The sequence below is a fragment of the Bacillus thuringiensis genome, assembly GCF_001595725.1.
Lineage (GTDB): Bacteria > Bacillota > Bacilli > Bacillales > Bacillaceae_G > Bacillus_A > Bacillus_A thuringiensis_K.
Window position 1 is genome coordinate 52,450 of the sequence record NZ_CP014284.1, and the last position, 13,874, is coordinate 66,323.

Below are 13,874 nucleotides of genomic sequence, written 5' to 3' on the forward strand. Positions count from 1 at the left end.
CCCTCAATCTTATTTTTATTTTCTGTACAATACTTAGAATCCGGCAAAGATGAATTCCAATAATGCAAGTGGTATATAGATGAACCGTAACTTTAATATCGCTTATCTTTCCTTAACAACAAATAAGACGCTAAACCAATCACAGTAGGCCTAAGATAATCGCTATTACATGTTTATAACCACATTCAAGTGTCCAATTTTTTCAATAAAAAGAGAGCATCCATAACAAGAGATACTCTTAATGGGAAAAGAAGCGTTAGGATTAAATAGAACACGTTTATTGTCCTACATTTCAATATATGATATATGCTTGGCCTTCATTATGCCTAAATTAACCTCTAAATACGTTTATTGTCTAATTTCTATACAACAAAGAAAAAAGCAACCGTTTTGGATGCTTTACCTTTAAATATAAGTCCCAAACCAATATTTATGGCTCTGTTGCAAAATTTTAAAGAGTAAGCTAAACATTTGCAACAGAACCCTTCGTGTTCAGTAAATGTTGACAAGTCCAATTTTTTTAAGGGTCATCCAACGGTATTACATTAACAATTTCCTCACTCAAATCAAATATGTTAATTAAAATTCGTTTCTTTTCTAGATTCGTTACTATTTCCTCAACTGTAATATTACCAGCTTCATTTAAATGAAAAAGTTTATTTCGACTAAGTGTAACAGCCTTTTTCCCAATGTTTTTACGAATAAATAAACTACTATTAAATGGGCTATAGTTTCGAGTATTTTCCCAACGCTCCTGTAAATATGAAAATTCGACATTATCAATCTCTAACCTACAGGTAAGTTCTTTCTCACTGTGACCCGTTCGAAATACAATATCCCACAAATCATTAAAATTCGGATATATCTTGATTGTAAAAGGTAGAGGTCCTCCGATTGAAGGACGTCCTTGGGATAAAGGAACAATATCTTCAATCATTAAAATACCATCTACCAAATATTGTTGATCTTCAATTGTAACAATGACCGTGCCATGACTTGGACCATTTTCTGGTGGAGTAAGCCCTACCATCGATCCTGCCGCAGCGCGCACATCATATCCTAAAATTTTTATCAGACTGTATAAACCGATTGAATGTCCCCAACATGTCCCTCCCGTTGAATGTTCTAAAAAATTCGAAAAGAATTCTGAAGGATTTCCAATTGGTAATGGACCTGACATTTGATTTCCAAAATAAATCCTTTTATGTATATTATCTTGCGGAACATTTTTGCACCATGACTGATAAAGCATTCTCAGGTTATCTTCACTATTTTTAGGCCATTGTTGAAACCCCAATTTACTTATAACAGCTTCTATCAGCTCTAAACTTACACCAAATCTCAAGCATATTTCTTCAACTTTGTGAATATCCTTTTTTAATAGATTCACTGTATCAACTCCATTATATATTTTGAACATTTTATGAAAATTTATAGTGTAGCTATCCTCTTTTAAATAGAAAATAATGCATTAATTTAACATATTCATACTATTGGGGACTAATGCTCATTCTCTAGTATGAAAACATGTTCATTTTATGCAAATATTTTCACGTTAATAAGTAGTTTCCTTAATTTTGTGTATACAGCTATCATAATCGTATTTATATAAAAAATTAGTTTAGATCTATTTTTTGTTTAAAGATGTTCTAATTTCTTTATTTACAGTGTTTTGAATATATACTTTTATTTTGATTCTGAGGGTGTCAGTTGATTTTAGATAAATTCATTATTTATAAAAAAAACGAGGTCTATAAAGAGACTTCGTATCGAAAAATAGATACTTAGGAGACTCGGAGAGTGTCTACACATCTATTGCAGCCTATATATTTACAATTTTGTTGTTTGATTTGAAAATATGCATATTTTCATTTTTTAGATGTAAAATTTTATAGGTGTTTTAGGAGTCTCGCCACATGCCCATCAAGCTAAGAAATTCATTGTTCCCCAAAACGAAAAAATGAGTTAAAGGCTCATAGATTACTATAGAAAGATAAATATTTCATTTTAGGAATAATTTAAAATTATAGCTTGATGGATGTGTGGTGCTACCGCAATAGAAATTTAATTTTTATCTTTCTTTAACTAGTACATCCCAGTAATACACTTCACCATCAGATTCAACAACCTTTAGACAGCCCTTTCCTGGTTTTTTACCTTCAAGAAGTGCATATCCATCTTTTTCGTATGAATGTAAATAATATATATCTGGATGTCCTTTTATTGCCTCAAATTCCACGCCCTCAAACTCTTCTTTATCACCTACAAATGTACTTATGTAAGATGTAGCTTGAGAACTTTTACAAAAACCACTCGCAAGAGTAGATTTTGCTTCAACCTTCGTTTCATGATTTACTCCTAAAAATAATGGAATAGCTAATAATGTTGAAGTCAGTGCAGTAAACATAATTTTCTTTTTCATCTAAAGTTACCTCCTCTAAATTCTAAAATAATATCTGCATATCTACTATATACTATAAACTAGTAAATATTAGCTATAATTTTTATTTTATACATAGAGGGTGTTGCAAAACTAAAATAAATATGTGATGTTATGAATCAAAAAAACTAGCTGAACGTGCAATAGATAGCGATTCCTTCCATACCAACGGGGCTGTTCCAGCCCTTTATCTTTGAGATTACTAAACTGTTGTTCAATTTTTCCACGCTCTCTCATCAACTGTTTTCTAAAGATGGTTTGTGCAAACTGAGACAATACACGGCGATGTGTACTCTTGATTTGTTCACCATTTCTTGGATTGATTGGATTCATGGCAAAGATGTTACATGTTCTTGCAATTTTATAAATGTGCTGACTATCATACGCAGCATCTGCAACAGAAAATAGCACGTTTCTGTCTTGTATATCTTGAAGTAATACAGGAGCCATTTTGATATCATGTACGTTTGCTGTTGTAAATGCATACGACAATACAACACCTTCTGGTGTAGAACAGACATGTACTTTATATCCCCTATACCAACCATAACGAGTAGACTTCCCCGAATCGTATAAACTACTTCGCAAAGCTGTGCTATCAATTAAAACGCATGGAATCAATCCTAAATTCATTTCTTGAAGAGTTTGTTTATGGATTAACGGAATCCCTTCGTTGCGAAACCAAGTACCAACACGTGAAAAAGTTGATATATGAGGAACAAAAGAAAGACCACAAGATACACGAAATAAAGGGTATTGATGCAAAAAACGAGTCAATTTACGCAAAGAATTGATTTGGAATACCGTTTTTACAAAAAAACATTTAAGTAAAGCTTTTTTACAGATGGGCGGACGACCTGTAATAGGCGGAACGCCTTCAATAGTTAAACTGTCTACAAATGCAAATAAAATTTGTAAAATGGATTGATTCTGATCAAAATTGGTCATCATACTAGTAAATCCGTCCTTTCCACTGATAGTTTGGTTTACTATCATTCTTCCAGGAAAACGGATTTTTTTATGCATTCATTTTTGAATATTTATGAGTTTTGCAACACCCTCTACATAATATACTTATTGAGAAAAATAAGTTAAATATTTCTATTTATTATGGTTAGAGATTTTTCTCCATCTATTTGCAAAGGTACAATTTTCTGTACACAAGTAAAGTGAGTTGACAGATGATATCTATATCCTCAGTTGGGAGATTTTTTATGGAATAGGATTTTAGCAAAGAGTAGAAGTTAAAGATTCTAGATAGAAGCTTTTAATTATGGGAAGATATCCAATAAAATACAAGTACAATAAGGGAATGTATTATGTAAGATTTGCATTCTATATTTATGTTATTATATTTGTATCTCTATTATAAAAAGTGAGGGATTTATTTTGGGTAGTATGATTGGTATTATAGGAATAATTTTTGTTATTATTATGATTTCTAGTATAAAAACTATTAAAGATGCAAATAAGAAAGGTGAAAACAATAAAAGAAAAAAGTATTAATAAATTTTAAAAGATAAATCCTCAACTTAGTTTGCATTTAGAAATTAAGTTAAGGATTTATCTTTTTTAGGGTTTATTTTGAATTAACATTCTGAATGAGCCGTATGCTTGTTGACTAACATAATTATCTTTGCTAACTTCATTTGGAAATGGTAAAGCGATTAATTGAAAATTACTTTCCTGTTCCACTTTAGGTAATGTAAATTTAAAAATTTGTCTTGTATGTGGCGCAACTGTAGTATAAATAATATCTTTATTGCTTACTATTTCGTTCTGTTCCCAATCCTTAAAGGCTAGTATAATGTATTTCATTTCCTCATCTGTTTCATTTCCATTAGATATCATCAATTCGTTTTCTTCGGTTTCAGAAAAAATAATTTGGAGGTTTTCTTTACTTTTTGTAATAAATAACGGTTCATTAAATCCATCTTTTAAAATACTTTCTGGCTGTATTTCTTCGGGGATATCAATTTTGTTTTGATTTTTAATTGCGTATCTCATACTTAGAATTTCTTCTAAGATTGATGCTTTATTTATATCATTATCTCTTAATTTATAGTTAGGTTTTTTTATTAATAGAAATGTTAGTTCATGAGCACTTTTAGAAGCATTTAAAGATATTTTGATTTTTTTTGAACTATAGGGATTCATATCAAAAAAGTATTTTGATGTTTCTTGTATATTTTTCTCAACCTTAAATGACTTTTGTTTATAATTCTCTAAAATAATTAATCCATATTCTCGATTTTCATCAATATTGTGGTTTATTGATAGATATACATTTACTTTATTATTTTTCATTTCAATTACACTACCATTATCAATGTGTTTACCGTCTATATCTTTTAAACCATAAGAAACTGTATTGAGTTGTTCTCTTTCCCGTTCTTTTGTAATTTTAGTATTTATATTGTTTAAAGTTTCTTTGTGTTGTGTAGGTTTATTTAAGATGAAGTAAAAAGAAATGGTCGAGATAAGCAGAATTATAACTAGATAATATTTCTTCATTTATACTCCTTTTTAAATTTGTCTTTAATAAGTAAAAAGATATGCAGGACGCATATCTTTTTACTTACCAATAAGCTTTTGTTTCATGATTAACGTCATTATAACCACTTAATTTATATGTGTGATTCCCAATTGCATAATCACCACCATAGTAAATAGAACTATTCGTTACGGTAGCGCTTACAAAACTTGATTTATTTTCACTGTTAGCTTTTGAGCTAATTAATGAACCATTGCTTTTAAAAGCTCTAGCTTTGGCATAAATATAATCTTCTTTTGTAGTTGAACTAGATTTAGCAATAGCATATGGATTGTCAAAAAGTGGTTTATAAGTAGTTACTGTAGACGTATTATTAGGTGCTCTAAGATTTTTAAGAAAACCATTTTCCGATTTCTTAGAATCTTGAATGGAATCACTATCTACTATTACTTGTTTGTCTTCAGTGTTAATTTCGTCAGCATTTGCATTAGTAGTAGCACCAAAACTTAAAATTGATAAACCTAAAGCTGTTGTAATTAATGTTTTTTTTACTTTCATAAATTTCGCCCCTTTATTTAAAATGTTTAATACATTATTAGAATATCTAATGTCACATATTAAGACCATTTAATAGCAAAACTTAACATTCTGAGAGAATATTGTATAGTTTATTTATTTTCTGTCAAGTTCATAGTATTAAATATAAGAAAATCATTTCATTAATACTAATAATAAATAAGAAAAATATATAATTAATAATAAAACCACAAAAAATGACATAAAATTTTCACAGTTATAAAACAACTAAACTAGAGAGTACATTTTCACAAAGCTTCCATAGGCATATCAAGAAATAGATGTTGAATTAAAACTATTTAACCTTTAAGCAAGAAGAAGTTAGGAAAATGTATCATATTATATAAACTATTTCTAAATGCTTAACCGACTCCATAACGTACAGGGAATCGGTTCTTTTGTGTCTAAAATGTGTCTAAGCGTACAATTTTCCCGAAATGATATGGTGACCCCATGCCCATCAACTTAAGAACGGAAATAAAATGAATTTTTTTCATATAAACTAAAAAGCTCTTAAAATATTTGATTTCCTTAAAAATAGGCATACTAAATAAACCCTAACGGGTTTCATTTTTTCACTATGCAGCTTTCTTTTGTTTTCTCAATCCATTATACTCATAGACAACACCCATAATATCAAAGACTGTCTTTTTCTCGTATCGATGAGATTTCCGTCCATTTTTCTGTAGTAGGGTAAACAGGCGGATTAGAACCTTTGTTATCTCTTGGGTGTCTTTCTGCATAGCTTGATATAACAGAGATAGATGATCTTGGATCATTCCAATTGCTTTGTATTCACTTAATTCTTTTTTCTTTTTTGTAGAAGTAATTGCCGCATTTTAAACATAGTAGAGGAACATAGGAAAATGGTAATGAGTTTCCCATATAATTGGCACTCTAATCGTTCTTGCTTTACCGTAGAATAATGATCTATCTTGAATAGTGATTTCCACGTTTTAAAAATAATCTCTATTTGCCAACGCAATGTATATAATTCATGTACTTGTTCCATCGGAACCCATTCCCAAGGTGTATTCGTCACGACACATTTAACCCCGCTATCAATTTACTTTTTTCTGAGTACGTTCTATTTTTTGATTTTTCTTTTTCAGCTATCTTATCTCGTCGTTTTTGAAGTTGTTTTTCTGTTAATCGATTAAAAATGACGCGTGCAAACAGTTGTTGTTTATCACCGACATAAGCATTTTTTAATTCAAATGTTTCTCCTGGTTGTAATTGCTTCAAAATCTGTTTTACATCGATTTGTATGTATTGCGATTGTTTCTTAATTGCACCATTTTTAAAGTATTCTGGGTTTGGATTTTTCACATATACATTTGTGTTTAATTTCAATCGAGAAATATAATAGGTGCCACGTTGATCTATTTGATCTAAATCCTCTAATGAAAAATAGCCTAAATCACGAATACATAAATCTCCTGGTCGTAAGGTAGCTAAGCACTCCGTACCAAATGTTTTATCATTATTTTTTCCTGATCCTATTTGAAAGTTTAAAAACTGTCCGCTATGTAGGTCATATTCTAATTGAATTTTGATTCCAGCTTTTTGGGCACATCCTCCAGAGCCGGGATATACATTCTCTAAAGCATTTGGCACTAGGAATACAGTGGCATCCAGGATACGAATGCGTTTAAAATAAGAAAAAAGTTGGTTAGAGATTTGAGTTTGTTCACATATTTTTTGTTGTAACAATAAAGAGAAAATATGTTGTAAAAACAAAACTGCCTTTGTATTTAAACGTTTATTTAAGCCCTCAGGGCTAAGAAGAGTACCAGTAGCTGCATGAAGTCTACTACATAATCGGACTAAGGGATCGCTAGCCACTCGTTGACTAATCTAAATACAAATTGTAGCTAAATCTGAGCCAGAAAACTTACGTTTTCGTTTTATAAATCCAATTTCTCTTGCCAGTTCTTCTAAAAATACAGGTGTAATGTATCGCTTTAGTTCTTCAGCAAATGTTTGTAATTCATCTTGAATCGAGAGATTCATAAAAAACGTTATTCTTTCTTATCTAGCTTGTTAAGAAAGAATAACGTTTTTCTGTACTTGGGGGTAGTGGAAATTCTTAAGTTGATGGGCATGTATGGTGACCCCATGCCCATCAAGCTAAGGTTGGGTATTCCATGAACTTCCGTTCTTGTTGCCTACATGCTTGATATTTTGTTTATTTGTTTTTAAAAATACGCATTCCAAATAAACCTTAAAAAGGTTTATTTTTAAAAGTTATGCAATTTTTTTATATAGATTGGATATAGTGCACTGATAAACAACGCCTAAAATATCAAAAACTGTCTTTTTCTCATATCGATGGGATTTCCATCCGTTTTTCTGTAAGAGATCAAACAGACGAAGAAAAATTTTTGATACTTCTTGAGTGTCTTGTTGTATAGCTTCATATACTAAGTACAGATGATCTTGAATCATATAAATTGCTTTATATTCACTTAATTCTTTTTGTTTTTTCTGTAGTAACAGCTGTCGCATTTTGAACATAGTGGAAGAACAAAGAAAAATAGCGATTAACTGTCCATAAAGATGATATTCTAGACCCTCTCGCTTAATATTGTAACAATGATTGATACCCAAAAGAGATTTCCATGTTTTAAATACAATCTCTATTTGCCAACGTAGAGAGTAAATCTCGTGAACATATTCCATCGGAACAATTTCCCATGGGATGTTGGTAATATAAACATTGATTTCTGTTAAACGTTTACTTTTTTCAGAGTATGTAACCCCTTTTTTCTTTTCAACATAAGTTTGCTGTTTCCTACGTTTATGAACTTGAGTTGATGTGAGTCTATATATTACAACCCGTGAGGGTAATTTTTGTTGTCCAACATAGGCATTCTGAATTTCATAAGTATCTCCTGGTTTTATCTGATGCATGACATGTTCAAGGTCAAGTAAAGCATATAAAGATTGCTTTTTTACTGTCCCATCCCGAAAGAATTCTGGAGATTCATTTTTCACATATACTCTATTATTTAATTTCAACCGTGAAACATAGAATACCCTTCGTTGATCCATCTGATCTAAATCTTTTAGAGAAAAGTATCCTAAATCTCGGATACATAAATCTCCTGGTCGTAAGGTATCCAAACATTCTGTACCAAAGGTTTTATCATTATTTTTACCTGGTTCCATTTGAAAATTGAGGAATTTCCCACTATGTAAATCATACTCTAGTTGAATCTTAATACCAGCTGTCTGTGCACATCCTCCTGAACCAGGATAAATAGAAGCTAAATGATTGGGTACTTGAAAAATAGTAGTATCTAAAATACGGATACGTTGAAAATAAGAGGTGTATTGATTTGAGATTTGAGACGAATCGTTTAATTTGCTTTTGATTAAAAGGGAAAATACACGTTGTAGAAATAAAACAGCACATCGGTTAAAACGTTGATCAAGTCCTTCTGGACTTATAAGTGTAGCTGTATTTGCATAAAGCTGACTACATAATCGAGTAAGAGAATCGCTTGCTACCTGTTGACTAATCCAGATACATAAGGCAGCCAAATCTCGTGCACCATACTTACTTTTATGTTTTACAAAACCTGCCTCTTGTGCGAGTTGTTGAAGAATATGTGGAGATAGATATCGCTGTAGTTCTTCAGCAAACAAATGAAACTCATCTTGAATCGATAGATTCATACAAAAAACGCCATCCTTTCTGTATATTTCTACTGGTGAACTGCACCCCAATTGTTAGACACAGCCTAACAATTGGAGGTGCAGTTTTTCTATGGCTAAATTTACAGCTGATGAAAAAATACAAATTGTTCTACGTTATTTGAACGGAAATGAAAGTTATCGAGAAATGGTTAGAGCGATCGGTATAAGTAACACAATCATTTTGAATTGGGTAAACCAATATAAACAGAATGGTGTGGAAGCTTTTCTAAAACGATGTACAAATTACACACAACAATTTAAACTAGACGTACTAAACTTTATGATTGAAAACGGTATGTCCTTATTTGAGACGGCAGCTATCTTTAACATTCCTGCCCCTTCAACGATTTCTGTTTGGAAAAAACAACTCAAAACACAGGGAATTGATGCCCTTCCATCTAAGAAAAAGGGGCGTCCATCCATGAAAAAAGATTCAAATAAACAATTAAAACAAGCTTTAGCTGACGGGGCAGTCGAAGCATTTGAAGCACGTATTATGATTTAGTAGAGAAAATGAATCGTCCGGATTTAGATGCGGATTTAAAAGCTGAAATTAAAGTAATTTATGAGGAAAATGAAGGTCGTTATGCTTACAGTCTCATTCGTAATGAATTAACGAATCGTGGTCAGAAAGTGAATCACAGGAAGGTTCTGCGGATTATGAAAGAGCTTGGATTAAAGTGTGTTGTACGTATGAAAAAATATAAGTCTCATAAAGGGAAATCCGGTAAAATTGCACCAAATATTTTAGCGCGCTGTTTTCATGCAGATGCACCGAATCAAAAGTGGGTAACAGACATCACAGAGTTTAAATTGTTTGGAGAAAAACTGTATGTATCACCTGTATTAGATTTGTATAATGGTGAAATTATTACCTATACAATTGGTTCTAGACCGACATATTCACTTGTTTCAGAAATGTTAGAGAACACATTAGAACGTTTGCCTGAACATCACCAACTATTGATGCATTCAGATCAAGGGTGGCATTATCAAATGAAACAATATGTCCGTACACTTGAATCAAGAGGTATTGTGCAGAGTATGTCCCGAAAAGGAAACTGTTACGACAACGCAGTAATGGAGAATTTCTTTGGAATCATGAAGTCGGAATTCCTCTACATAAAAGAGTTTGAAAGTGTAAAGCATTTTAAAATAGAATTAGAAATATATATAGATTATTATAATACGAAACGGATAAAGGCAAAATTAAAAATGAGCCCGGTGCAATACCGGACTCACTTTTATCAAGCTGCCTAATGAAATAACCGTGTCTAACTTTTGGGGGGCACTTCAAAAAGATTGTATAATGTACGTTGTTCATCTATAGAGCGAAGCTTTGCGGATGCCAAAGAACTACATGGCTACCACTATGCCCGGTTTCGAGGGCTAAAGTCTGTCCAAATGCAAGCTTATCTCACAGCAGCTTGTCAAAACATGAAAAAAATAGCTCTCCACCTAATCAAAAAGGGTCTGGTGGAGAGCTATTTTTCTAAATTTTATCATTTTATATGTTTTTCTTTCGTTAAAATTAAAAAAGAATTTAGGGGGGGAACCCTAAAGGGTATCTCAACACTCTGGCGTTCTAAAATAGAACGTGCTTTTTTATTATCCATCTAAATAATCTTAATAATAAAAGAGGAAAAAATACATCCTTTAAAAAATATATACATATACCTTTGCTAAGGAGTGTGAAGCCTTTGAAACAGTTTAAAGAAATTTTAGAAAAAGGGGCGATACCTATCGGTCAATCCGATATATTTGGAAAATCGTTGCGGCAATTTGATGAAATACAATATGAAAATGAAACATATCTTATTATTTGGCATCCTATTTATAATGAATTTGTCGGTTCTCACGAATCAGGGAATTGGATTTCTCATATTGATTTACATAAATCTGTTTGGATCAAAAATTTAAAAGAAGCTTTTGTTACGAAAAAATAAGAGAAGGTTCTAACCAGAGAGTTAGAACCTTCTCTACATACTTTTTAGGAACTTCGTAAAAAACGAAAGTAAATATAATATACCATAAGTACAAAAACATTTATTTAAAAAGATAATAAAATCGTCTTATTATTGCTCGTTAATGTAGGTTCTATTGTCATACAGACCACCGTACCAAAATGATTACTACAAATTCGTTTAAAAATGTACCGCTCAAATTTATTGAATCATCCTTTTCAGTCAATGAAAGTAACTCTGTCGCTCCATCTAAAAAAACACCCTATTTTTTGTTATTCTCCCTTTTCGAGGGTATGGGCAAAAACGAACCGTCAGTAGTTAGTAAGCAAAAACTTTTTGATCAAAACATCTCTTTCCAAAGTTTCTTTTTTCTTCTGGAAAATCTCTTTTAAGGGAGCGAGAACTTGCCCTTTTAAGCATTAATGAATTTTGTTAATTCTGTATTGGGGTGTCGCTTGTACAAGATATGTACATGTTCAACATAATAATTCCACTCTACCGGGGTTATGTTTTAATTCCTAGATAGCCTATCAAACACGTCTTTTACATAGCCTTCTATTTTATCATCAAATATATTCCTTCTGTATTTGATAATAAGATAGAAGGAATAATAAATACTATTTAATTTCATTGTTATACCAACTTTTTTATAAGGCTGATTATCATAGAGAAAATAAAAAGTAAAGTTCCTTACTTTTTAGCTACACCAAAACAAAATTCACTGTTAATTATTTTGGAAGTATGCATTGAAATATGTTGTATTTGTAATTCCATTTGAAATTTTATAGAAAAGAAACAATCTAAATATATAGTAATTAAAATGTTATCATATGAGTATATTATTAATAAGCTATATTTTTCTTTATAAATAAGGCTCCCTATATGGAGCCCTAAACGAATTAAAACAAATAACAGACATTTAGTAAGATATCATGATTAGTAGTTGATAAAGATTCAATTTATACTTTTGAAAAGAGTAAAATCACTTATATATTTAAACCTAATGCTATATTATAATATAAATTGCGCTGGTAATATTTCATTAGACTTATTAGATTGGAAAACAAGTCTCTTATCGAACCAAAATGAAGAGGGTATGCCTTTCTATACAGGATACAATACTAATAAATAATTTTTTGTTTTCTGCCAATAAAGCTATATATTCACAAATGCAAATAATCAGCTTCCCTTAATTGGGTCACCATACATGCTCATTAAGCTAATATTTTGTGATCCCACAAAGTGAAAATTTTGTACAAAAACTTAACCTCATGATTATTGAAGGTAACAGATTTAAGTTTATAACTAAAGCAAAACATCAATGAAATTAAGATAGTTATCCTTATCAAAGCGAAAGAAGCCCAGAATTATTAGAGGCTTCTTTCATTTTTAAGTTAATCTGTACCCTTTGTAAAGGACATTTTGAAAAAAAGTTAGGCAACATCAAGAAGATGATTTCTGTATCTTGGTCTTACCCCTGTCAAGTAGACAGTAATGGATTAGGTGTCTTTTCATTAAGCAGCCTTAGTTCCAAATTCAATAGGACTAAGGTTGTTTAATCTTTTTTGAAATCTTTTGTTATTGTAATAGCCCATATATCTTTTAGTAGCCTTAAAAACTTCTGCTTTTTCATGAAACGTATGTCTATAAAAGCATTCTGCCTTAAAATGACTAAAAAAACTCTCTATACATGCATTATCGTAACAATTTCCCTTCCTAGACATACTCACAGTTATTTTGTGCTTTTTAAGTAATTGGTTATATTTTTTTGACGTATACTGATAACCTCGGTCGCTATGTAATACTGTTTCGTGGACTTTTCTTTTTCTTAAGGCTTTATTGACTATGTCTGTAACTAATTTTAAATTGTTGTATTCGCTCATTTGGTAGACCACAACTTCGTTATTGTAAAGGTCTAGTATCACGGAAAGATATATGCGCTTATTGTTAAAGGTAAGATAGGTTATATCTGTAACCCATTTTTCATTTGGTCTTGTAGTTGAAAACTCTCTGTTTAACAGATTTTCCGACACGACGCTTTGTTCTTTTAAACCAAAATGCCTCCACTTTTTCTTTCGAATCTTAGCTTGTATCCCCATTTTCCTCATTAAACGATATACTCTTTTGTGATTTACCTGTAAACCATAATACTTTTTGAGCCATATACAAATTCTTCGGTAACCATAGCTTCCATTTATATCTGGATCTCGTTCGCATTCTACTATTTTAGACATGATAAATTGATCTTCTTTCATCTTTTCAGAGGGATCGTTGATTCTTTTTTCCCACTTATAATATCCACTTCTTGAAACACCTGCAATTTCACAAAGCAATACAATTGAAAAGTTCTGTTTTAAGGTATGAATGACTTCGTATTCTACTGATTTACTTTTGTTGACCTCATCTCCTTTTTCGTAGCTAATAGCTTTTTTAAGTATGCGTTTTCCGCTTCTAATCGTTGTATTCTAGCGTCTTGACTGACTTCATTGGTTTGTTTAGATCTTCCACGTTTTTCTTGTAGGCCCAGAATCCCCTCATTTTCATATTTTTTAATCCATCTATCTATAACTGAATATGTAACTCCCAATTCCTTTCCAATTAATTTGCTTCCAATTCCTCTATGTGAGTACAATTCAATAGCTTTCATTTTAAAATCAATTGAAAAAGTTCTTCTAATTTTCCCCATAAAAAATCCCCT

General features: G+C 31.2%; 9 protein-coding genes and 4 pseudogenes. 3 read left to right on the plus strand and 10 right to left on the minus strand.

The window, feature by feature from the left end; genetic code table 11:
* Window positions 1-520 precede the first annotated feature (520 nt).
* The 7 genes and pseudogenes from AXW78_RS29080 to AXW78_RS29110 form a co-directional block, all read right to left on the minus strand.
* Window positions 521-1,390 (minus strand): arylamine N-acetyltransferase, encoded by an 870-nt coding sequence (locus AXW78_RS29080; RefSeq protein ID WP_231122476.1) that lies wholly within the window; start codon window positions 1,388-1,390, stop codon window positions 521-523.
* Between the two features lie 681 nt (window positions 1,391-2,071).
* A complete protein-coding gene (locus AXW78_RS29085) occupies window positions 2,072-2,422 on the minus strand; it encodes a hypothetical protein (RefSeq protein WP_061885045.1) in 351 nt (116 codons plus the stop codon).
* Window positions 2,423-2,533: 111 nt separating this feature from the next.
* A complete protein-coding gene (locus AXW78_RS29090) occupies window positions 2,534-3,391 on the minus strand; it encodes an ISNCY family transposase (RefSeq protein ID WP_061885193.1) in 858 nt (285 codons plus the stop codon).
* A 621-nt stretch (window positions 3,392-4,012) separates the two neighbouring features.
* Window positions 4,013-4,954 carry a hypothetical protein gene (locus AXW78_RS29095; protein WP_061885046.1) on the minus strand — a complete coding sequence of 314 codons (942 nt, stop codon included), beginning with the start codon at window positions 4,952-4,954 and terminating at the stop codon, window positions 4,013-4,015.
* Between the two features lie 64 nt (window positions 4,955-5,018).
* Complete coding sequence (locus AXW78_RS29100; protein ID WP_061885047.1) at window positions 5,019-5,492, minus strand: hypothetical protein; 474 nt, start codon at window positions 5,490-5,492, stop codon at window positions 5,019-5,021.
* Between the two features lie 596 nt (window positions 5,493-6,088).
* Window positions 6,089-7,523 (minus strand): annotated as a pseudogene (locus AXW78_RS29105) (IS4 family transposase).
* A 234-nt stretch (window positions 7,524-7,757) separates the two neighbouring features.
* On the minus strand, window positions 7,758-9,191 hold the full coding sequence (locus AXW78_RS29110) for an IS4 family transposase (protein ID WP_061885048.1): 1,434 nt from the start codon (window positions 9,189-9,191) through the stop codon (window positions 7,758-7,760).
* A 91-nt stretch (window positions 9,192-9,282) separates the two neighbouring features.
* Here AXW78_RS29110 and AXW78_RS33580 point away from each other — a divergent pair.
* The 3 genes and pseudogenes from AXW78_RS33580 to AXW78_RS29130 all read left to right on the plus strand — a co-directional run bounded on the left by AXW78_RS33580 (window position 9,283) and on the right by AXW78_RS29130 (window position 11,158).
* Window positions 9,283-10,472 (plus strand): annotated as a pseudogene (locus AXW78_RS33580) (IS3 family transposase).
* Window positions 10,473-10,508: 36 nt separating this feature from the next.
* Window positions 10,509-10,832: pseudogene (locus AXW78_RS35135) on the plus strand (transposase); the annotation flags it as partial.
* A gap of 80 nt (window positions 10,833-10,912) precedes the next feature.
* On the plus strand, window positions 10,913-11,158 hold the full coding sequence (locus AXW78_RS29130; protein WP_061885051.1) for a hypothetical protein: 246 nt from the start codon (window positions 10,913-10,915) through the stop codon (window positions 11,156-11,158).
* A gap of 280 nt (window positions 11,159-11,438) precedes the next feature.
* On the opposite strand, the pseudogene tnpA reads toward AXW78_RS29130, so the two are convergent.
* From tnpA to AXW78_RS29140, 3 genes and pseudogenes are all read right to left on the minus strand, one after another.
* A pseudogene (gene tnpA / locus AXW78_RS35140) lies at window positions 11,439-11,807 on the minus strand (IS200/IS605 family transposase).
* Between the two features lie 883 nt (window positions 11,808-12,690).
* Complete coding sequence (locus AXW78_RS29135; RefSeq protein WP_129542632.1) at window positions 12,691-13,632, minus strand: IS3 family transposase; 942 nt, start codon at window positions 13,630-13,632, stop codon at window positions 12,691-12,693.
* Window positions 13,554-13,862 (minus strand): helix-turn-helix domain-containing protein, encoded by a 309-nt coding sequence (locus tag AXW78_RS29140; protein ID WP_000516502.1) that lies wholly within the window; start codon window positions 13,860-13,862, stop codon window positions 13,554-13,556. The genes AXW78_RS29135 and AXW78_RS29140 overlap by 79 nt, the downstream gene beginning before the upstream one ends.
* Between the last annotated feature and the right edge of the window lie 12 nt (window positions 13,863-13,874).

Coding starts and splice junctions, on each gene's coding strand:
- AXW78_RS29085 (WP_061885045.1), bottom strand. CDS start 2,422: ATGAAAAAGAAAATTATGTTTACTGCACTGACTTCAACATTATTAGCT.
- AXW78_RS29090 (WP_061885193.1), bottom strand. CDS start 3,391: ATGATGACCAATTTTGATCAGAATCAATCCATTTTACAAATTTTATTT.
- AXW78_RS29095 (WP_061885046.1), bottom strand. CDS start 4,954: ATGAAGAAATATTATCTAGTTATAATTCTGCTTATCTCGACCATTTCT.
- AXW78_RS29100 (WP_061885047.1), bottom strand. CDS start 5,492: ATGAAAGTAAAAAAAACATTAATTACAACAGCTTTAGGTTTATCAATT.
- AXW78_RS29110 (WP_061885048.1), bottom strand. CDS start 9,191: ATGAATCTATCGATTCAAGATGAGTTTCATTTGTTTGCTGAAGAACTA.
- AXW78_RS29140 (WP_000516502.1), bottom strand. CDS start 13,862: ATGGGGAAAATTAGAAGAACTTTTTCAATTGATTTTAAAATGAAAGCT.